Source organism: Bacteroides sp. 214, from assembly GCF_010501015.1.
Lineage (GTDB): Bacteria > Bacteroidota > Bacteroidia > Bacteroidales > Bacteroidaceae > Bacteroides.
On sequence record NZ_QVML01000001.1, the window covers coordinates 442,537 to 463,987 of the forward strand.

The 21,451-nt window shown below is 39.9% G+C and carries 19 protein-coding genes; 6 read left to right on the plus strand and 13 right to left on the minus strand.

From position 1 onward, the window contains the following. Positions 1 to 5: 5 nt before the first annotated feature. Genes D0T50_RS01565 through D0T50_RS01575 form a run of 3 tightly spaced genes read right to left on the minus strand, consistent with a single transcriptional unit; the run spans position 6 to position 889 of the window. Positions 6 to 263, minus strand: a complete 258-nt coding sequence (locus tag D0T50_RS01565; RefSeq protein WP_163221247.1) for a hypothetical protein — start codon at positions 261 to 263, stop codon at positions 6 to 8. Between the two features lie 3 nt (positions 264 to 266). Beyond that, positions 267 to 623, minus strand: a complete 357-nt coding sequence (locus D0T50_RS01570; protein WP_163221249.1) for a phage holin family protein — start codon at positions 621 to 623, stop codon at positions 267 to 269. Positions 624 to 658: 35 nt separating this feature from the next. Continuing rightward, positions 659 to 889, minus strand: a complete 231-nt coding sequence (locus tag D0T50_RS01575; protein ID WP_163221252.1) for a YtxH domain-containing protein — start codon at positions 887 to 889, stop codon at positions 659 to 661. Between the two features lie 237 nt (positions 890 to 1,126). Here D0T50_RS01575 and D0T50_RS01580 point away from each other — a divergent pair, with 237 nt between their 5' ends. After that, the gene (locus D0T50_RS01580; RefSeq protein WP_239058178.1) at positions 1,127 to 1,966 is read left to right on the plus strand and encodes a patatin-like phospholipase family protein; all 840 of its coding nucleotides are present in this window, start codon (positions 1,127 to 1,129) and stop codon (positions 1,964 to 1,966) included. Positions 1,967 to 2,093: 127 nt separating this feature from the next. Here the strand turns inward: D0T50_RS01580 and D0T50_RS01585 are convergent, their stop codons facing one another. The 6 genes from D0T50_RS01585 to D0T50_RS01610 all read right to left on the minus strand — a co-directional run bounded on the left by D0T50_RS01585 (position 2,094) and on the right by D0T50_RS01610 (position 8,831). Next, positions 2,094 to 2,876: an N-acetylmuramoyl-L-alanine amidase-like domain-containing protein gene (locus D0T50_RS01585; protein ID WP_163221254.1), complete on the minus strand. Its 783-nt coding sequence runs from the start codon at positions 2,874 to 2,876 to the stop codon at positions 2,094 to 2,096. A 24-nt stretch (positions 2,877 to 2,900) separates the two neighbouring features. Next, positions 2,901 to 3,758: an alpha/beta hydrolase gene (locus D0T50_RS01590; RefSeq protein ID WP_163221256.1), complete on the minus strand. Its 858-nt coding sequence runs from the start codon at positions 3,756 to 3,758 to the stop codon at positions 2,901 to 2,903. Positions 3,759 to 3,768: 10 nt separating this feature from the next. Then, complete coding sequence (locus D0T50_RS01595; RefSeq protein WP_163221258.1) at positions 3,769 to 5,757, minus strand: OPT family oligopeptide transporter; 1,989 nt, start codon at positions 5,755 to 5,757, stop codon at positions 3,769 to 3,771. A gap of 549 nt (positions 5,758 to 6,306) precedes the next feature. Next, complete coding sequence (locus D0T50_RS01600; protein ID WP_163221260.1) at positions 6,307 to 6,702, minus strand: DUF1573 domain-containing protein; 396 nt, start codon at positions 6,700 to 6,702, stop codon at positions 6,307 to 6,309. A 66-nt stretch (positions 6,703 to 6,768) separates the two neighbouring features. Then, positions 6,769 to 7,368, minus strand: coding sequence for a ribosome biogenesis GTP-binding protein YihA/YsxC (gene yihA / locus D0T50_RS01605; RefSeq protein ID WP_163221262.1), 600 nt, complete (start codon positions 7,366 to 7,368; stop codon positions 6,769 to 6,771). 5 nt (positions 7,369 to 7,373) lie between these two features. Further along, positions 7,374 to 8,831 (minus strand): sodium:solute symporter, encoded by a 1,458-nt coding sequence (locus tag D0T50_RS01610; RefSeq protein ID WP_163221322.1) that lies wholly within the window; start codon positions 8,829 to 8,831, stop codon positions 7,374 to 7,376. 84 nt (positions 8,832 to 8,915) lie between these two features. Between D0T50_RS01610 and recR the strand changes: the two genes are divergently transcribed. Genes recR through D0T50_RS01625 form a run of 3 tightly spaced genes read left to right on the plus strand, consistent with a single transcriptional unit; the run spans position 8,916 to position 10,540 of the window. Continuing rightward, on the plus strand, positions 8,916 to 9,533 hold the full coding sequence (recR, locus tag D0T50_RS01615) for a recombination mediator RecR (protein ID WP_163221264.1): 618 nt from the start codon (positions 8,916 to 8,918) through the stop codon (positions 9,531 to 9,533). Positions 9,534 to 9,548: 15 nt separating this feature from the next. Next, on the plus strand, positions 9,549 to 10,001 hold the full coding sequence (locus D0T50_RS01620) for a hypothetical protein (protein ID WP_163221266.1): 453 nt from the start codon (positions 9,549 to 9,551) through the stop codon (positions 9,999 to 10,001). Positions 10,002 to 10,012: 11 nt separating this feature from the next. Further along, positions 10,013 to 10,540: a GNAT family N-acetyltransferase gene (locus D0T50_RS01625; RefSeq protein WP_163221268.1), complete on the plus strand. Its 528-nt coding sequence runs from the start codon at positions 10,013 to 10,015 to the stop codon at positions 10,538 to 10,540. Between the two features lie 23 nt (positions 10,541 to 10,563). Here D0T50_RS01625 and D0T50_RS01630 read toward each other — a convergent pair whose 3' ends face one another. Further along, positions 10,564 to 11,151: a YqgE/AlgH family protein gene (locus D0T50_RS01630; RefSeq protein WP_163221270.1), complete on the minus strand. Its 588-nt coding sequence runs from the start codon at positions 11,149 to 11,151 to the stop codon at positions 10,564 to 10,566. An 84-nt stretch (positions 11,152 to 11,235) separates the two neighbouring features. Next, on the minus strand, positions 11,236 to 12,552 hold the full coding sequence (locus D0T50_RS01635) for a pyridoxal phosphate-dependent aminotransferase (RefSeq protein ID WP_163221272.1): 1,317 nt from the start codon (positions 12,550 to 12,552) through the stop codon (positions 11,236 to 11,238). Between the two features lie 153 nt (positions 12,553 to 12,705). Between D0T50_RS01635 and D0T50_RS01640 the strand changes: the two genes are divergently transcribed. Further along, entirely contained in the window at positions 12,706 to 13,641 is a 936-nt protein-coding gene (locus D0T50_RS01640; RefSeq protein WP_163221274.1) for a UDP-glucuronic acid decarboxylase family protein, read from the plus strand. A 14-nt stretch (positions 13,642 to 13,655) separates the two neighbouring features. Next, positions 13,656 to 14,783 (plus strand): response regulator, encoded by a 1,128-nt coding sequence (locus D0T50_RS01645; protein WP_163221275.1) that lies wholly within the window; start codon positions 13,656 to 13,658, stop codon positions 14,781 to 14,783. A gap of 351 nt (positions 14,784 to 15,134) precedes the next feature. On the opposite strand, the gene D0T50_RS01650 is transcribed toward D0T50_RS01645, so the two are convergent. Both D0T50_RS01650 and D0T50_RS01655 read right to left on the minus strand, forming a co-directional pair. After that, entirely contained in the window at positions 15,135 to 18,002 is a 2,868-nt protein-coding gene (locus tag D0T50_RS01650) for a PD-(D/E)XK nuclease family protein (protein WP_163221277.1), read from the minus strand. A gap of 12 nt (positions 18,003 to 18,014) precedes the next feature. Next, entirely contained in the window at positions 18,015 to 21,197 is a 3,183-nt protein-coding gene (locus D0T50_RS01655; protein ID WP_163221279.1) for an exodeoxyribonuclease V subunit beta, read from the minus strand. Positions 21,198 to 21,451 lie beyond the last annotated feature (254 nt).

A 21,451-nucleotide genomic window follows, 5' to 3' on the forward strand; every position in this document is an offset into this window, starting at 1 on the left:
GCTCGTCAGAAGATATTGCGTATCTTTTTGAATATTCGATACCCAATCATTACTCCGTCAAAAAGAGCCATCCCCGTATTGAAACGCTTGAATAGACTGAGTGGATTGAATGAGTTTTGCACAAAAGGAGCGATAACATCATTACCTCTTTCTATAATTACCATTTGTTGAGCCCTAATTTTTATTAGGGCTTCTTCTTTGGCTTTAGTGATATCATTCAACGTTAATTTATCGCTTTTAGCTAATAAAATTCTTTTGTTCATAGCCTATTTGTTTGAGTCGTTTAGAAATAAATTAGCCAAAAAACGCACGAGGTTATTCATAATTAACCGTCCGCGTAGCAAATAAAACAGTAACATCAACAAAGCGATGATGCCTGCCACAATAAGATAGCTATTGGTTATTCCGCCCACGTGAGGTTCTAAGAATGAAGCAAAAGCCAACGAAAGATAAAATAGAACAACAACGCCTAGTATAATAAGTACCATGGCCAGTATGAAAGTCGAAAAGAAAATAGTTAGTTTCTCGGTGAGTTCTAACTTGATGTAATCCTTTTGAAGTTCAAGATACTTCTTGGTTTCTTGAAGTAATTGTTGAAAATTACTGTTGTTATCCGTAGTCATTGTTGTTCTATCTTAATTAATAATCGTTCTGGTTCTTATAGGTCGGATGTATCTTCAATGTGCTTAACTTTGCCTCTGATTTTGGCAGTAATGTCGTCAATAAGCTTGTCCATTTCCGATTTATTTAGCTTAATACCCTTTTCTTCGAGCATTTCGGCTATTCTTTTACGGGTGTCTTCTCCCTTTTCGGGAGCAAATAACAAACCGAGCGTTGCACCTACGGCAGCTCCGCCTAAGAAGGCAAACAATAAATTCAATGATTTCATAATTATATGGTTTTAGTTGGTAATATTTAATACATAACATATCGTTTCTCTTTTTTGTTCTCAGTTAGATTTGCTTTTTTCTGTTTAGATGTGGTTTGCTAGGTTGTTTTTTGTCGTTTTCTTGCTTGCAATGTGCATTGCAGGGTTGATTTTAGCTATATTCTTACTTGCAATGCGCATTGCAAGTAAGAATTGAGAAAAAATGTTGCATCTTTGTTGTAGAAAAAAAATGCTGTTATGATGGCTAAAGGAAAATCTTATTCATACAATTTTGGAATAGCGCTTAGTGGTGGCGGCGCGCGTGGTTTTGCCCACTTAGGGGTTTTGAAAGCGTTGGAAGAACAAAATTTCAAACCAGAAATCATATCGGGAACCAGTGTGGGCTCGCTCATTGCCGTGCTTTATGCCGATGGTTATACTGCGGACGAGATAAGAGAGATAGGAAGCAACCTTTCGTTTACCTCCATTGTTGAGGGCATTATTCCCAGAGGGGGATTCTTCAAAACTTCGCGCATAGAGCATTTGTTGAAGACGTATCTTCATGCCACGAACTTTGAAGACTTGAAAATTCCGGTTGAGGTGGTAGCCTCAGATATTGAGAGTGGTAAGCTGCGTGTGTTCTCCAAAGGACCGATAGCGCAGGCTGTTATGGCTTCGTGTACTGTTCCGGTAATTTTTTCGCCGGTTCGTATTGATGAACACTACTATGTGGATGGTGGCTTACTAATGAATTTTCCTGTTTCTATCATTCGTAAGAAATGCAAGCGGGTATTGGGTGTAAATATTAGCCCTATTACTTCAATGAAGTATACTGAGTCTATAAAATATGTCATTGAACGTAGCATGAACTACATGGTGGGTGCAAACTCTACGGCCGAAGCAGAACTTTGTGATTATTTAATTGAATCGGAGGAGTTTTCGAGGTATTCTATTTTTGATTTTAAGCATGCTGCCAAAATCCATCATTTAGGGTATGAGCTAACTTGCCAATATCTGGAAAAGCATAAAGAAAAGATGCTAAGAGATTTGTATGGGAAGGAACCCAAAAAGGGTTTGGGGAAATGGTTTCGTCGATAAAAACCAGGGGCTTCACTTCTGATGAAAAAGAGCCTTGTTCTTAAGAAAAGAGAACCCCATTTTCAATGAAAATGGGGTTCGAAACAGCATGTTTTGCGTAAAAACATCCGTTTCTTCACACTTGGGTTCAAGGTGTAATTTTCATTCTTAAAACTCTAATGCCGGTAGTAACTTTGTTTTCCTTTAGTTGCTCCTTCAATGGCATCCTTTCTACCACTACCTGCATTTCGGTTGATGAGGCATGCAACAAATGCAATTTGCCTTGTATGTAAATAGCAATTCCCATGTGGCAAACATCCAAACCATTTATGTTTGTTGTAATAGCAATGATGTCTCCGTTCTTAATCCAAGATAAACCATTGGTTGGAATATCATCTTTGGGTAACCAATTCACGGTTTTCCCGGTAAGCTCTTTCTCGTAACTTGCCATAACAGCAACATCTGCCGGAGAATTTTTTAACTGTTTGTATTTATCTGCGTGAGTAGACATGTAAGAAATGGCCAAAGTTATTTTCTTTGGGCTTTTTTGTGCGGTAATGTCCTCAATAAAGCCTTGTTTCACGGCATTGTTAATCCAGTCGGCTACGTAGTGCAGGCGAGAGGTGTATCCGTTTATTATACCATTGCGATAGCGGATTTTTTGCAGGTTTTGTGCAAATTCGCTTTCTTGCATATCGTCGCCTTGGTCTTCGCAGAGCGACATGGCAAGCACATATTCCACAAACGTAGTACAATCTACTTCGTCGCAGTTAACGACCAAATCTTCTTCATCGTTAACCTCGAGGGTATGAGCCACATAAGGTGTCTCTAAGAAACCTAGCCCGTTTTTCAGCATCTTGTTTGCTTCTTGTGCATAGATAGAAAGCGGCAAACAGACTATTATTAATGAAAGTAAACTGAATTTTCTCATCTTTTGAATAATTATTGTTTTAAGTTATTGTACTTCTTCTCTTAACCACTTTTCTAATTCTTCCGTCCACTGGCGTTTGTAAACGAAGCTATCGCGGAATCCCCATCCATGACTACCTATAGGATAGGAGTGTAGTGATGCTGAAACTCCTTTGTTCTTCAATGCCAGAAAGTATTGGGTACTGTTTTCGGCTGGCACTGTTTTATCATTGGAAGAAAGCATAATGAATGCTTTGGGCGTATCTTCGGTTACTTGCTTTTCGTTAGAATACTTATCTACAAGTTCTTGCGAAGGATTTTTTCCAAGTAGATTATCTCGCGAACCGCCGTGGCAATACTTGAGGTCGAGTGTAATAACAGGATAAAACAAGATTTGAAAATCAGGACGTGTTTCTTTGCTGCTGTAATGCGTAGCAAGTGTAGAGGCAAGGTGTCCTCCTGCCGAAGCGCCCATAATTCCTATCTTATTAGGGTTTGTATTGTACTCTTCCGCATGTTGGCGCATGTAGCGGATAGCTTGCTCGGCATCCGAGAGTGGAACTTCGTGATTGCCATTAGGCATTCGATATTTCAAAACAACATAAGTGATGTGTTGCGAGAGCATCCACGGAGCCATATCAAATCCTTCGTGATTCATTGCCAAACGTGCATATCCTCCACCCGGACACATTATTATAGCGATGCTATTGGGTGTATCGGATTTATAAATAGTAATGCTTGGCTCGGTAATATTGCTAACACGGTTTCCTTCGGCTCGTTTCTCTTCACCCTTTAGTTCGTTGCTATTGGGTGCTCCATTTGGCCATAAAAGAATCTCTACCGGTTGTTGCGCGCACAAATTGACAGAAGCAAAGAGAGCGCAGAAGATTATAAATTTTCTCATGTTGTTGTCTTTATTTTGTTTTCATACTTGCCTTAATGAAATAGAGAATAAGCAACGCATAAAGCGCTAATGCCAATACCTCCGACCAGCTATTAGCCAACCAACCCTCGTTTACAAAATTGTATCCCGCAAAGCGGATACCTGCACTAACAACACCCATTAAAGCACCACCGGCTATGAATCCGGAAGCTATAAGTGTTCCTTTCTCTCCACGTGCTGTGTTGATTTCCGGGTTTTTGCTACGTGTAGTTACATACCAATTGATAGCGCCACCCACAACCAACGGAATATTTAGTTCCAATGGAATAAACATACCCAACGCAAATGCTAAAGCGGGAACTTTGAAGAATGTAAGTATAATGGCCAATGCTGCACCAATGCCGTAAAGCAACCAAGGCGCACCCACACCACTCATCAGCGGTTCTATAACCGCAGCCATTGCGTTTGCTTGTGGGGCAGCCAGTTCGCCGCTGGTAAATCCGTACACTTTGTTGAGGATAATCATTACACCTCCTACGGTTGCAGCAGATACCAATGTGCCAAGGAACTTCCAACCTTCTTGCTTGGCAGGTGTGCTACCGAGCCAATAACCAATTTTCAAGTCGGTAATGAAACCACCCGCCATAGAGAGTGCCGTACAAACAACCCCACCCATGATGAGTGCAGCTACCATACCTTCGGGACCTTTCAATCCGGCAGCAACCATTACTACAGAAGCAAGAATTAGCGTCATTAGCGTCATACCCGAAACAGGGTTTGTACCTACGATTGCAATAGCATTGGCTGCTACGGTCGTAAATAAAAAAGTGATAACTGCTACGAGTAATATACCAACGATGGTATGAAGTATATTGCCTTGCATCACATCAAAATAGAAGAATAGTGTGATAGCAATAATAGTCAGTATGGAACCAATAGCGATAATCTTCATCGGAAGATCGCGTTGTGTGCGAACTACATTTGCAGTACCGCTCGATTTACCTCCTAATTCTTTAGAGGCCAATCCTACAGCACTCTTTATAATGCCCCACGAACGGATAATACCAATAACACCTGCCATAGCAATGCCACCAATACCAATACTCTTGGCGTAGTTTGAGAATATTTGTTCGGGAGACATACTGCCTACAGTAGCTGTGATAGACGGATTCCACATATTCAACACCGTGTCACTAAACAGCATAGACATTCCGGGAATGATAATCCACCAAACAGCCAATGAACCAGCGCATATAATAGCAGCATACTTAAGCCCTACGATATAGCCAAGTCCAAGAACAGCGGCTCCGGTATTTACTTTGAATACAAGTTTTGCTTTATCGGCAAGCATTTCGCCGAATGCGCAAACGCGGGTGGTAAATACTTCGTTCCACCAGCCAAAGGTGGCAGTGATGAAGTCGTACAAACCACCAACTAAGCCAGCCATTAATAAAGGTAGAGCCTGACTGCCTCCTTTTTCGCCCGAAACAAGTACCTGTGTAGTTGCCGTAGCTTCGGGGAAAGGATATTTACCGTGCATATCTTGCACGAAATATTTTCTGAATGGTATAAGGAAAAGAATACCTAAAACACCTCCAAGCAATGAACTGATAAATACTTGTGGAAAAGTAACTGTAATTTCTTGAGGATAGGTTTCTTGAAGAATATAAAGAGCAGGTAGTGTAAAGATAGCACCTGCCACAATTACCCCCGAGCTAGCTCCAATAGATTGAATAATAACATTCTCGCCCAATGCGTTTTTGCGTTTTGCTGCCGATGAAACCCCAACGGCAATGATGGCGATAGGAATAGCCGCTTCAAAAACTTGTCCTACTTTCAACCCCAGGTAAGCAGCAGCAGCCGAAAATAGTACCGCCATGGCTAACCCCCATAATACGGACCATGAATTTACTTCCGAATATTCTTTGTCGCTACTCATTAGTGGGTTGTACACTTCGCCCGGTTTTAGTTCTCTGAATGCATTTTCGGGTAGTCCCGTGATTTTCTCTTCTTCTTTCATGTTGAAGTGATTTTATTTTTCTATATGACTTATAATAGTTAGCACTTTGGGATTTCTCGTTTTCTACGTGTAAAAGTGCTGGACGAAGATACAATAAAAAATAATATATACTCTTATTTACCACCAGGAAAACAAGTTTTTACCATTCACCCCTTCATTTTTCAACTCAACAAGTTGATTATCATTACTTTTTGGGTGATAGATACACTGTTTCTTGCAAAGATTGGTGAAGGAGGGATAGGGTTCACCCTTAATAGCTTGATTGTCAATTGATTCCTCGTTAAAGTGAAGAGTGAAGGATGGTTGTAAAAGCTCAGTGAGAAATGGGTGGTTTTTCAGTGTGTTTTGAGTAAAAAGCACTGAGAAAGCAATCATTTCTCACTGAGTAATATTGTAGGTTTCTTTGAGCTAAAAAAGCATAGGCTGCTGGTGCAAGAGCCATAAGCAATCAAGGCGAATGCTATAAGCAATTAGGCTAAATGCTATAAGCAAATAGGGTGAATGCCATAAGCAATCAAGACGAATGCTATAAGCAAAAAGGCGGGTTTCTTATTCGGCGCTTTTAGCTTTCATATCTCCGTCTATATACAATCGTATCATCTCTGTTTTGGAGTTAGTACGCAATGTAATAGACTTCTTAAAATAGCCCGGATATCTACCGGTTCCGTTATAAGTTACTTTAATAATGCCTGTTTCGCCGGGAGCAATAGGCTCTTTGGTATATTCGGGTACGGTGCATCCGCAAGATGCAATGGCTTGGTGGATAACCAAAGGAGCGTCGCCTACATTGGTGAATTTGAACTCGGCACTAACAATAGGTGTGCTTTCGGAAAATTCGCCGAAGCTATAGGTTGTTTTTTCAAACTTAATCTCAGCTTTAGCTTGGGCGGTAGCATACGATGCAAAGCTTACTATAAGCGCGAATATTACTAATAATCTTTTCATGTTTCTTTGTTTTTTAATAGATAACTAAATACAAAAGTAAATATTTCTCAGTAATTACATGTTTAATTAAAGACAATTTTTGTTTATCTCTTCAATGTAGTTAAGAATTTCCTCTCTACCGAGCTTATTTTCGGCAGAGGAAATGAAGTAGGGAGGAAGCTCTTCCCACTGTTGGCGGAGCTTCTTGAGATAGGCTTGTACATTATTTCCTAATCTGCCTGATTTTAACTTATCGGCTTTTGTAAAGACGATAGCAAATGGTACTCCATTTTCGCCCAGCCATTCCATAAACTCTAAATCTACTTTCTGTGGCTCCAACCGGCTATCTATTAAGAGGAAGAGATTTGTCATCTGTTCACGTCGCAAGATGTAGTTGTTAATAACCTTCTGGATTTGCTCCTGTCCGCTATGTCCACGACGTGCATATCCATATCCGGGAAGGTCAACTATATACCAGTTTTCGTTTATCAGAAAGTGATTAATAAGCATAGTCTTTCCTGGTGTACTCGATGTCATGGCAAGGCTTTTTCTATTCGTCAGCATATTAATCAAACTAGACTTGCCTACATTAGAGCGACCTATGAAAGCATATTCGGGTAACGTCCCCGAAGGGCATTTTGTAACATCGGTATTGCTTATAACAAACTCGGCGCTTTTAATTTCCATTCTCTTTATTTATTTGGTTGAAACTCTTTTCTCGTTTTAGACATCATCATCATTCCCGCAAAAGTAAGCATTCCATTTAACATGAGTATTTCATAGCCAAAACGGTAGCTTGTATAAGTTGTTATCAACAGGTTTATGAAGTAGCAAACAATAGGTGATGCGATAGCGATATACGGTACATAAGTGTCGTTGGTGTTTCTTCTGGTAAAAAGACCAAAGCAAAACATACCCAAGAGTGGCCCGTAGGTATAGGATGCAATGATATAGATGGCGTCAATTACGCTTTTGTTATTAACTATTCGAAAAAGGCAAATGAAAAGCACCAATACAATAGCCATTATAAGATGTACTTTTCGACGTTTATCGTGTGCTACTTTTTCACTGTCCTGGTCTATGTTAAGAATATCAATGCAGAAGCTAGTAGTCATAGAAGTCAACGCTGAATCTGAATTGCTAAATGCCGCGGCGATAATTCCAATACTGAACAGTACAACTACCGTTTGCCCCAGATATCCACCCGAAACAAGCATTGGAAGAATATCGTCGTTACTATCGGGAAGTGTCAACTGCATACTATTTGCTAACACCAACAACAATATACCCAAACAAAGAAATAACAAATTGAGTGGGATAAACGCAAAACCATAACAATACATGTTTTTCTGTGCCTCCTTTAAGTTGCGGCACGTGAGGTTTTTTTGCATCATATCTTGATCAAGACCGGTCATAACAATCACAATAAATATCCCACTAAAGAATTGCTTGAAGAAATTTTGCCCCGATGCCCAATCATCAAATACAAAAATACGGCTATTTTTATTTTGTAGAATCACTTGCGTCATACCCGAGAAATCTAAGTTGAGTATTCGCGCAACTGTCAATATAATAAGCAACAAGGCAACAATCAAACAAAGTGTTTGCAATGTGTCTGTCCATACAATTGTTTTAATTCCACTCTTTTGTGTGTATATCCACACAAGTGTTACTGCTCCTGTGGCAATAACCCAAAAGGGGAGTTGAAAGTCAAGAAAGACATAGTGATGCAGAATGAGACACACCAGATAGAGTTTTGCTGCGGTACCTAACATGCGGGATAGTAGAAAGAAAAGAGACCCCGTGCGATAGCTACGTTGCCCAAGGCGTGTTCCCAAATAGGTGTAAATGCTGGTTAGATTTAGTTTGTAGTAGAGTGGTAAAAGTATCTGTGCCACAAAAATATAACCAAAAAAGAAACCTAAAACAGTTTGCATATAGGTCATATCCATGCTACGTACCATGCCCGGCACAGAAACAAACGTAACTCCCGATATGGAAGCGCCAATCATACCAAAAGCTACCAAGTACCAAGGTGACTTGTTGTTTGCCTTAAAAAAAGTAGCATTGGAACCTCCTTTTCTTCCGGTAAGGTAAGCGATAAGCAGCAATACCGCGAAATAGACAATGATTGTTAGCAGGATAGTCATGGCGGCAAAGGTACTCATTTTTAACGATTTTACCCGAATCTCATTATTTTTCTATACATTTGCGTCCATATATCAGAACTGTCTATGAACCAACAATACCCTTCGGCTTTGCTCGAGAAAGCTGTGAATGAATTTGCCAAACTACCTGGCATTGGGAAGAAAACAGCAATGCGCTTAGTGTTGCATTTGTTGCGACAAGATGTAACTGCGTCCGAATTGTTTGGCAATGCCATCATCACGCTTCGTAAGGAAGTGAAGTACTGTAAGGTATGTCACAATATATCCGATACAGATGTATGCCGGATATGTGGCAATCCACAACGAGATGCTTCGGTGGTTTGTGTAGTTGAGAGTATTCGAGATGTAATGGCTATTGAGGCAACACAGCAGTATCGTGGCTTGTACCATGTCTTAGGTGGGGTTATTTCACCTATGGATGGAATTGGTCCGGGCGATTTGCAGATAGAAAGCTTGATAAACAGAATAGAAACCGAGCAGGTAAAAGAAATTATTCTTGCTTTGAGTACAACAATGGAAGGAGATACAACCAATTTTTATATATATCGGAAACTGGAGAATAAGGATGTGAAATTGAGCGTCATAGCTCGTGGCGTATCCATTGGCGACGAGTTGGAATATACCGATGAAATTACTTTAGGTAGAAGTATTGTAAATCGCACACAGTTTTCGGGTACTATTTAATAAATAAACAAGGAAATGGAGAGACAAATTAAGCGTATCGCACGGATTTTACGAATTCAGTTTTATATTTTTTGGATGCTTCCTGCACTGCTGGTGCTGCTGTTTGAAGCGAACCTTTTTGGTATGGGAATGTTCGCCGAAGATGGTCGTATGCAGTATATATTAGAAACTCTGGGTGTACTGCTTGTTATAGCTGAGGTTCCTTTGTCGCTGAAACTCTTTAACATAATGCTTAAAAAAATGAGTGCTATGGAGAATATATCAGATAGATTAGAAACGTATAAAACATGGAGTGCTGTGCGGCTTGCTATGTTGGAAACAGCAGCTGTTTTGAATATCATTATCTACTATCTGACAATGAATAATATTGGTGGTTTTTGTGCAGTGATAGCACTTGCAGCTTCTATTTTCTGCTTTCCGAGCGATAGCCGTTTGCGCACAGAGCTTCAGCTTAGTATTGAGGAGTAATTTTACTGTCAATGAGTACCGCTTACTTATCTAACGAACAAATCTTGCTTCGTGCGGCAGATCCCGAAGATCTGGATGTGATGTATCGCATGGAGAACTCCCCTTTGTTATGGGAGGTAAGTAACAGTGTCTCACCGTATTCTCGTTTTGTGTTGAAGCAATACCTTGAAAACACAACAAATGATATCTATACCGACAAACAACTCCGATTAATGATTGTACGTCAATCAGACAAAGAGGTGCTTGGAGTCATCGATTTAACCGACTATGTTCCTTTACATGAACGAGCTGCCATAGGTATTGCATTATTTGATGAGTATCGTAAACAAGGTTTTGCGTCACAAGCGCTTCAGTTATTGATTGATTATGCGTTCGGGCACCTTGCTATGAAGCAGCTATATGTTCATATTCCTGTGGATAATGAAGCAAGCCTGCAACTGTTCCAGCAGTTTAGCTTTTGCCAATCCGGCATATTAAAAAAATGGATTCGTTCGGGAGATAGCTATAAGGATGTTGTGATTATGCAGCGCTTTAGATAAAACTTAGATATATCAAGTGTGTGTTAGTTCAGAGATGGAACCTGAGGAAAACGTGACCACGCTTCATACTTCTGCCCTAATTTACCTAATGATTTTTTCCATAAGCCAGTTGTTTCGTAGCTAAGCAAAGCATTCGGTTCTTCTTTGCCTATAATCCATGTGTTTTCCTTGATTTCTTGTTTTAGCTGTTCGTTTTCCCAACCTGAATAACCCAAAAAGAATCTGATGTTTCCTTCAGCAGAGTTTCCTTGCAGAATGTATTTTTTTACTGCGTTGAAGTCTCCATTTAGAAACAAACCTTTACTTATGGGGAGCGCTCCTGCTATGTTGGGTATTTTATGGATGTAAAAGAGTGTGTCCGTGTAAAGTGGTCCACCCTTGTATAAAGGTATATCGTCAAGGTATTTAAACTCGGGGATGATTTCGTTCAAGAAAAGAGGAAGGCGCTTGTTCATCACAACACCCATGCTTCCATCATTGCCATGATCTACAAGGAGTATTACAGACCTACCAAATATGTTATCCCTAAGGAAAGGTTCCGAAATCAGCACCTTTCCTCGAGAGGGAATCACATTATTTGTTTTAATCTTATAGAGATCTGCATTGTTCATGCAACTAATGTAAAGAGAAAAAAGGCAAAAACAAAGCGTTTAAGTGTTTTTTCTTTCTACAAGTTATATTTTTAACAAAACAGATTACGTGTAAGGATTGTTTTTAGCAAAAATGGACATTCTTTCTTCCAGTTGGTCGTACTGGTGTTCTTTAATAAATGAAGTACATGCGCGCAAACCTTGTTGTTGACTTCCTGTTGTAACAAGAGAAATAGCGCTAACTCCATAGTACATCAACTCTTTAGCTAATTCCCCGCTTGTCATTCCCGGATAACCAATGGTAAAATAGAATCCATCGGCAACAGGGTTGTCTAAATCTTTGTCGTATACCAGATGAAAGCCATAACGTATGAAAATTTCTTTGAGTCGAGCAGCTCTTTCACCATATATTTTCACATCATTAAGGAAGTTGTATTCCCCTTTGTTAGCAGCTTTCAGCATTGCCGCCATCGCATATTGTGCCGAATGACTGGTTCCCGAAGAAAGTGCATATAGTACACGATGAATAAATACGGTACCGAACGTACCACCACCATATCGTTTATCAAATCCCGGATAGTGTTTGTGATATAATTTATTAGAGATACAAGCTACACCAATGCGTTGTCCTGCATAGCTAAAAGCTTTAGAGGCAGAAATAAGTAACACATAGTTGTCGGTATAGTGTGCCACTGATGGTTGGAAGGGTGCTTGACCGGGTTTGCTTAAATCATGACGAAAATCCATAGCAAAATAAGCAAGGTCCTCTAAAATAATCGTATCGTACTTTGTAGCGAGTTCGCCAATCGTTTTGAGCTCTGAGTCATTAAGGCATATCCAGCTTGGATTATTAGGGTTGGAGTAAATGATAGCAGAGATATTTCCTTTTTCCAAATAGCTTTCCAATTTCTCTTTTAGTTTGCTACCTCGGTATTCATATACATCAAATGTTTCATATTTCTGTCCCATAACAACCAGTTGTTGCTTTTGCACGGGGAATCCCGGATCAATAAATAAAATAGTATCCTTTTTTTCATCGCATTGACTACATGTTAGAAATGAAGCATATGTTCCTTGCATTGATCCAGTCACTGGAACACAACCTTCTGCCGAAAGTTCTACATTTATAAAGGCCTTAACAAAACCCGAAGCTGCTTCTTTTAGTTCGGGAAGCCCATTGATGTCCGGATATAATCCTGCGATGCCCTTCTTTAATGCATTAATTTCAGCTTCTACACCTATAGAGGATGGCGGAAGTCCTGGAACACCCATCTCCATTTTTATAAATTCAACACCCGATGCAGCTTCTGCATTAGCTGCAATAGCTTTAACTTCGCGAATGGTAGCTTTAGAAAAGTCCGTAATATGGAAATCTTCGATGGCTTTATCAATCAATTGCCGGCTGATAGGAGTATCTTTCATAACTTTTTTATATTAATTAGATGATTGTTTTTGCAAATGTACATCAAAATATCGGATTATTATTTCTATAATTCTTGTGTATCTTAACGAAAACTTCTACATTTGCCTGATTCTTAAAAAGAATTGATTGAAATTAACACCAACAAATAAATAATGAAAAGAATCCTGGTAACAGGCGGAGCTGGTTTTATTGGTTCTCATCTATGCACCAGACTGGTAAATGAAGGGAACGAAGTAATATGCTTGGATAATTTTTTTACAGGTTCCAAGAAAAACATATTACACTTATTAGACTGTCATAATTTTGAAGTGGCTCGGCATGATGTGATTCAGCCTTATTATGCTGAAGTTGACGAAATTTATAATTTAGCTTGTCCGGCATCCCCTGTAAAATATCAAATAGACCCCATCCAAACGATTAAAACATCGGTAATGGGAGCTATTAATATGTTGGGTTTAGCTCAGCGACTTAAAGCGAAAGTTCTTCAAACTTCTACAAGCGAAGTTTATGGAGACCCATTTGTGCATCCTCAACCCGAAGATTATTGGGGAAATGTAAATCCAGTTGGTTATAGATCGTGTTATGATGAAGGAAAACGGTGTGCAGAAACACTTTTTATGGATTATCATCGCCAGAACAATGTGCGTATTAAAATAATTCGTATCTTTAACACCTATGGGCCGAGAATGCTTCCACATGATGGACGAGTAGTGTCGAATTTTATTATTCAAGCATTAAACAACGAAGACATTACAATATATGGAGACGGAACACAAACTCGTAGTTTCCAATATGTAGATGATTTGATTGAGGCCATGATTCGTATGATGGCTACAGAAGATAGCTTCACTGGTCCGGTTAATATTGGTAATCCAAGAGAGTTTACCATTTTGCAGTTGGCGGAGAAAGTGATTAATTGTGTTGGCTCTAAGTCGAAAATTGTTTTCAAGCCATTACCACACGATGACCCCAAACAGCGCAAGCCTGATATCACGCTGGCGAAAGAAAAATTGAATTGGGAACCTACGGTTTTATTAGATCAGGGTTTGCCCAAGATGGTAGAATATTTTAAAGAGTTTGTTTTATAGCATTAAAATAATTATTGAATATGGAAATCAATCCTTCTAATTATAAAATCCTCATTGTTGATGACGTAGTAGCAAATGTGTTGTTGCTAAAGGTTCTTTTAACTAATGAGAAATTCAATATTGCTACTGCAAGCAATGGGATTCAAGCTCTTGAGCAAGTCAAAAATGAAAAGCCCGACTTAATCTTGTTAGATGTTATGATGCCAGATATGGATGGGTTTGAAGTGGCTCATCACTTAAAAAAAGACCCTGAGCATAAAGATATTCCAATCATATTCCTTACAGCCCTTAACAGTACAGCAGACATTGTAAAGGGATTCCAGGCTGGTGCTAACGACTTTATATCCAAACCTTTTAATAAGGAAGAGTTAATTATTCGTGTAACCCACCAGATTTCATTGATTGAAGCCAAGCGCATTATTCTCTCGCAAACAGAAGAGTTAAAGCGTACTATTGTTGGACGTGATAAACTCTATTCGGTAATAGCACATGACCTTCGTTCGCCAATGGGTTCCATTAAAATGGTATTGAATATGCTCATTATTAATTTGCCTGAAGATAAAATAGGTGAAGAAATGTATGAGTTGCTCACAATGGCAAATCAAACTACAGAAGATGTGTTTGCGCTACTTGATAACTTGCTGAAATGGACAAAGAGTCAGATTGGTAAATTGAAAGTGGTTCACCAAGATGTAGATATGGTTGAGGTGGTGCAAGGTGTAATAGAAATCTTCACCATGGTAGCAAGTTTGAAGAAGATTAATGTTCGTTTGGTAGCACCCGAAGAGGTTGCTGTGTATGCGGATATTGATATGATTAAAACTGTTGTACGTAACTTGTTGAGCAATGCAATTAAGTTTAGCAATGAAAATTCAGAAGTGTTAGTAACGGTAGAGAATAGGGAAGGTATGGTGTTTGTAAGTGTGCAAGACCATGGTTGTGGTATTGCTGATGAAAATCAGACTAAATTATTGCATACTGATACACACTTCAGTACATTTGGAACGAACAATGAAGAAGGTTCGGGTCTTGGACTACTCCTTTGCAAAGACTTTGTTCAGAAAAATGGTGGAGAGCTTTGGTTTACCTCAAAGAAAGGCGAAGGTTCTATCTTTGGATTCAACATCCCATTGAAGAAATAATAACTGTATTATATATAAAACGAAGAGGGTGTGTCAAAACGAAGAGGTTGGCACACCCTCTTCGTTTTATATAATTATATCTGCAAGCAGAAGGCTGAAAGCCTGACATATTTTGCCTGGGGTAAAACCCCAGGACAGTGACTACAACAAGCAAAAAGTTCTGAAAGAACGGCACTAAAAAGCCAATAGTGTGCTGCTCTTACAGAGCTTGAATTCACGTTGTCGATTCCAAGACCCAGGGCTGCACTCGCTTCGCTCCCTGACCCTGGGTTAAATATGTCGCGCTGTCAGCGCTTCGACGTTTGATACACCCCCTGTAACGAAGCCTGATATTGAGATCGTTCAGACTAGTCACTTGTTACAAATACTCTTGTAGTCGCAATACTCGCAATTTTGTTTTACCTCTGTTTGTGTAAACGGTACTTGCGGATTAAAAATCTCCTCCAGCAGCTCGCACAGGTATTTACGGAACTCTTCTTCGTAAAGCGAAAAATCAGTTACCGGTATTTTGGGTTTGCGTGGCTCGCCCATTTCAATAACAGGAGAGTATTCATCGGAAGAGGCACGATGTATATAGAGCAGAGATGGTGCTACTTTCAGTGGTTGTTGTTTGCTCATAATAGCGGCATAGAGGAATGTCTGAAATACATATCCCGGTCTATTTTCGCCAGGAGTGAATAGTTGCTCGATATTGGCAGGTATTTTAGGCGAACCACCAGTCTTGTAATCTACAATACGTAGTGTGTTATCCTTGCTGTCTACTCTGTCTATATATCCACCAATTTGCACGTTTATGTTGCCTTTGGAGGTTTCTATATCTATATTTTCATACACACTCTTTTCCATGTCAACCATGTTGAATGGCGTATAAAGCATATCGTTACGGAGCAACTGTTTGACGTATGTAACAATAACCTTCGAATTTATTAGTTGCGTGCCGTTGTATTCGGGCTTTTCGTTCTCGGCAATATGGAAAAATTCTTTCCTGAACGCAGCATCTACATAGTCCTGTATTTTTCGATTATCTTTCAGTAATTGCTCCAAATCTTCTTTCCGAATAAGTGAACCTGCTTCTGTTAGCTTCTTGTAAATCAATTCGACAGCGAGGTGAAAAATACTTCCAAAGGTTGAAGAATCTATTTCCGTATTGATTTCTTTGCGTGCTTTAAGGCGTGCCACATAACGAAAATAGAAACGTAGCGAACAATCCAAATAACAATTAAGTGCGGAAGGAGTAAATCGACCTTTGTTGTTTCGCTTAGTGTTGTAAGACTCGTGTAGCTTTTCCAGTACTTCATTGTTCTTTTCAATACTAATCTCTGTCGTGGTAAGTGGAGATTGCGCTGCCTCCAAAAACTCTTGTTTAATAGGGTGTTCCCACTCTACCAACAACTGTAAGATGTAGCGAGAGGGTTCTCCACGATTTAGCCCATCGGCCGAAGTATTGTAAAGTATCGTTATGTTTTCTGCCCGCTGTATCAATCGATAGAAGTAGTAAGCATAGATTGCGTCTTGATGCTCTACGGTTTTCATACCAAATGCCTTGCGAAGTGTATAAGGTATAAACGAAGAATCTCCACCACTCTTGGGAACCATTCCTTCATTGAACGACATCAGAATCAGGTTTTTAAAGTCAAGATTACGAGTTTCAAGTACACCCATAACCTGCATTCCAATAGCCGGTTCGCCATGAAATGGGATGTTTGTTGCCGTGAGCAGTCTGTGAATAAGTCTTTTGAAAGTTTCTTCTTTTACATTCAGCTTACCGCTCTCCAACAAACTAGTCATGCGGTTTACGATAGTGAAGCTTTTAAATAACGACTCCTTATATAATTGGTTGAATAAATTTTCTTCTCCTTCTTCTTCCTCTTTACGATACAACAAAGTAACCTCTTTTAGTAGATCGGCGATATAATTGCATAAAGAAATCATAGACACTGTTGGTGTAAACAGCTTTTCCAATAGCTCATCTCTCTTCAGTTCTGATGGGAGCGGGTAGAAGCGGTTGTTCTCCGTAAGCTCATGTTCCAACGGCTCTGCAAGGATGGATAAGTTGCGTGTGTAGGGATGTTTCAATACCGCCTGTACTGCATTGTAGGTATATCTGCCAGTCTCCTTGTTGTAACCGGTAGTTTGTAATTCAATTAATGCATTGACAAATGTGTATGTTGGCGTTTGCGAAAGGGGGAATCCCATTGTTACATTTAGGTTTTCCACACTTGGAGGGATGGAGTGAAGTAGGGGAAATAGCAACGATTCGTTGCACAGCACAACTGCATTCTCCTTTTCTTGTTTGTATTCAATGCCTTTCAGCCATTGTGGTAAATACCGCGCTTGAGCGTTCTCTGTAGGCGAAGCTATGAACTGAATTTGTTTAGGCTTTCGCAAATTATCAAACGCATCGACTTCCAGCGAAGAGGGGAAATGTTCCAGGTTCTTTTGCATATAGATACCTGCTTCGTGCTTTCGTTGCAGCGATTGTGTGTAAAATACATCGTAATCCCAATAGAACATGGCTTTGTTTGCTTGTTTTAATGTATTCAGTAGTTGAAACTCTACTTTATTCAACATATTAAAGCCAACAAATACGTATTTCTCATAAGGTAACTCGCTAGGATTTAAACGTGCAATCGCATCGCGATAAATCATACCTTCGTATCCAATGCCTTGTTCGAGAAGGTTACTTCGGAAATCATTATAAATACTTCCTAACTTGTCCCATAAGGAGATGAACCGCTCTTTTAATACAGTTCGCCTTTCGATGGAGAAGTTCTGGAAGAATTGTTGGATAGCTGCTTCCTGTTCTTCATCAAGGAAATCAAAGCTATCCATAATCCCTTTCAAGTCTTTGAGGTTGGCAAAGAGCTTGTCGGCATCTACCAAGTTCTTGTCTATATCATCAAAGTCATTAAGCAGAAGTTCGCCCCAGAAGTAAAAATCATCCAGCGATTCATCGTTTTGCATCTCTGTGCGGAATACACTATACAATTCGCAAATCAACCCAATGTTGTCTCCACTACGCAAGGGCGACAATTGCTGGAATAATTCACTGATACTAATGTATGCAGGCGACCAAATCGGTTTGTCCGATTGATGAGCAAGGTATTCGTTAAAAAACAACCCCGCGCGTTTATTAGGGAAAACAACTACTGTGCGCGAAAGGTCGTTTCCTACCTTATTATATAAGTCTTTGGCAACTATCTTGAGGAATGCATCCATAGGTTTGCTTGTTTAATCGGTAATTGATTCTATTGTATCTTCTTCTACATACCAGATGTAACCTTCAACATCTGTATGTCCCATCTGCTTTAGCAGCGCAATATATTCTTTCACTTGTTTGGCATATTTTTTTTGTTGCTTACCAAACTTAAAGTCTACCACCACTACCCGGTTGTTTTGCATCATAACACGATCTGGCCGACGAATTTGCACTGTTCCGTTCTTCTCCTTATATATAATGGCACATTCATTAAACAACTTCCAAGACCCCGAATACCACTCTTTTACTTGTTCGGCTGAGAAAGCTTTTGCAGTTAGCTTGCGTATTTGCATCTCTTGTTCTTTGTTGCCAATAACTCCTTCGAACACTAGTTGTTGGATGGATGGCTCAATGTCTTTTTCGGTTTCAATGGCAGCAAAGAGCGTGTGGAGTAGGCGTCCTTTGTTAATCAAGCTGTATGAATCGTCATTTTCGTCAATTCCCTGAATGAAATCTGCCGATCGGTTAGATTGTCGGAAGGCTACCTGTGGTCGAATAGACTCCATTTTGATAGATCTTTTATCTGGTTTCTGTAGCAATCGGTTCGTATTATTCGTTGCTTTGGTATCTTCCGAGAGGCAAACTTCACCATATTCGTAGGGCATATCCTCATTCCAGTCTACTCCGGCTTTAGCGGTAATGGTAGTCAGCGCGTTCAGCAAAATTTCAGAAACAGTTCCTTTTTGTGCTTTTTTGCTGAGGATAATCATGTTCTTCTCGGCACGGGTAAAGGCAACGTATAGTAGGTTTAGATGGTCTACCCATAGCTGAAGCCGTTCGTGCAGATAGCTTTCGCGATAGGCAGACTCTGACATTTGCGATGAATACGTAATCGGCACTAAATCTATCTCATTGTAAGGAGCCTCTTTGGGTTCACCCCAAACCAGTTGCATGTTTGTTTCGCCCTCCAACTTCCAATCGCAGAAGGGTATGATAACCGTGTGGAATTCCAACCCTTTGGATTTGTGAATAGAGAAAATGCGTATGCCGTCCAATTCGCCACCAGGAATTGTTTTAGCACAAAGTTTCTCGTCCCAAAAACGGATAAAACTATCTAAGTCTGCCGAATTGTTTTGTAAAAACTCCATTACTGCATCGAAAAAAGCAAAGATATAAGCATCTTGCTCATCGATACGATCCATGTTAAACAGTACAAATAGCTCCTCCAGTAGTTCGTAGAGCGGCATAAGTTGCAGCGAAGCCATATTATCGACAAAGGCTTGCGGCAAGAATTGTTTTTCGGGGTGGAGTAGTAGTTCATTTAAACTACAGTTGTTTTTCAGTACTTCGTTTTGATAAGCAATGGTTAGTTGTGCTTTAGCAACAGCATCTGTGGGATCGGATAGTATGCGCAGTGCATTCATCATCATTTGTATAGCGAGTGAAGCATCCAGGCGGAAAGCTTCATTGGATACTATTTTGCATTGCATCTCCTTATCGAAATATTCGGCAATGCGGGGAATAGCCTTGTTCTTTCGTACCAATATGGCTATATCATTTAGTGCCACGCCTTTGCTTAAAAGAGTGTTTACTTCTGCCCCAAGTGCTTGTAGGGTAGCTTCCGTATAGTCTTTTTCCTCATCTTTATCGAGAAAATTCACCTTTACATATCCTTTTGCTATTGGTCGGGGAGACTCCTGTACCACATCCTGGTAAGCTTTTAACAGTGCTTCGCACGGTTCGTCAAGCTCGGCAATATGTTTTTGATTAAGATACTCTACGGCTTCGGTGAAGAATAAATTATTGAAACCAATGATGTTCGATTCGCTTCGACGATTGGTTTTCAGTGTTTGCACGTTGATGGGGAAATGCCCGAGCTTATCATTCAATCCATTCAATATTCCCCAATCTCCGTTTCTCCACCGATAGATAGATTGTTTTACATCGCCCACAATAAGACTGTCTGATCCTTGCGAGAGCCCTTCGAGCAACAGCAATTTGAAATTGCCCCACTGCATACGACTCGTGTCTTGAAACTCGTCAATCATTACATGTCGTATGCTGGAGCCTATTTTTTCAAAAACAAACGAAGAATCGTCATCTTTAATAAGGCGATGCAGTAATGCGTTAGTATCCGAAAGTAGGAAACGATTGTTTTCCTTATTTAATAACCTAACCTCCTCGTCAATATTGGTAAGTAATTGCAGCTTATTGAGGTGTTGCAACGACAGGCGACAGCTATTTATCGTTCTGTTGCATATAACACGTGCTTTTTCGGCCGTTTGCAGTAATGGAATAAGAGTGGACGAAGCGACTGAGGCAATTTCTCCTCGCAATTTAGAGGTCTTTGTCGTCCAGTTTTCCGCGTTTTCCAGACATTCCTCTACCGTTGCATTTCGTACTTTTTCGGTTAGTTCTCCTTTCTGTAGCTTACGAAAGTAGCTGCTAATGCCTTTATCGCCTCTTTTGAAATCGGTAGCAAGAAGTCCATGACTTTCTAAGCTTTGCTCAAACTGCTCGGCATAACCAGCCATTTCTTTGAATGCTTCCTCTTGTAGTGTATTCAATTTCTTGCGGTATTCCTTAATTACCGCAGGGTTTTTCAACCGTTCGCGCAGATTTCCACCTTTTTCTATATATTCTTCGTCAAAGATGTTGTTTCCGAATTTCTTTATTTCGTCCGATACATTCCACCGTTTATCACTATCTATACGCTCTTGGATGTAATCCAGCAACCAAAGTAATACAGGCGAGTTAGCTTGCAGCTTCTCAATCATAGAATCTACAGCTTCACTAAGCACATCTTCGCGGTTGAGCTCAATGTTCAGGTTAGGGCTTAACTCCAGTTCCCTTGCCAGATTTCGCATCACAGACTGAAAGAAGGAATCTATCGTTTCTACACGAAAGTAACTATAGTCGTGTAGCATATTCATCAAAGCTTCTCCGGCAGCGGTGCGAATATGTTGTTCTGTCAGTCCGGTATCTTCTACAATACGATTGAGGTAAGGAGTAGAGCCTTTGTCGCCCATCCAAATACCATATAGCTGACTCAGGATGCGCTCTTTCATCTCGGCTGTTGCTTTGTTGGTAAAGGTAACGGCCAAAATGTTTCTATACGCGCGCGAGTATAGAATAAGGTGTTTGATATACTCCACCGCCAGTGTAAAGGTTTTACCAGAGCCGGCAGAGGCTTTATAAATTAGGAGTTGGCTCATGTAGCAAATTATTGATTCTTATACTTCTTATTGTTGTGGTGAGATGAACAACGACCAAAAGTATAAAAATAAAGTTTCGCAGGCAAAGAAAACCATAGTAAAAGTAGTCATAATGAACAGACATTCTCTCCAAATTCAAATAACATTTTTATCTCTTTGTCTTATACGGGATTTGGTTGTCACCTTTTTGCTGCATAATATTTTCTTATTTATGCATAAAACCGTACAACATCGCTACAGTGAAACTTTTAAGT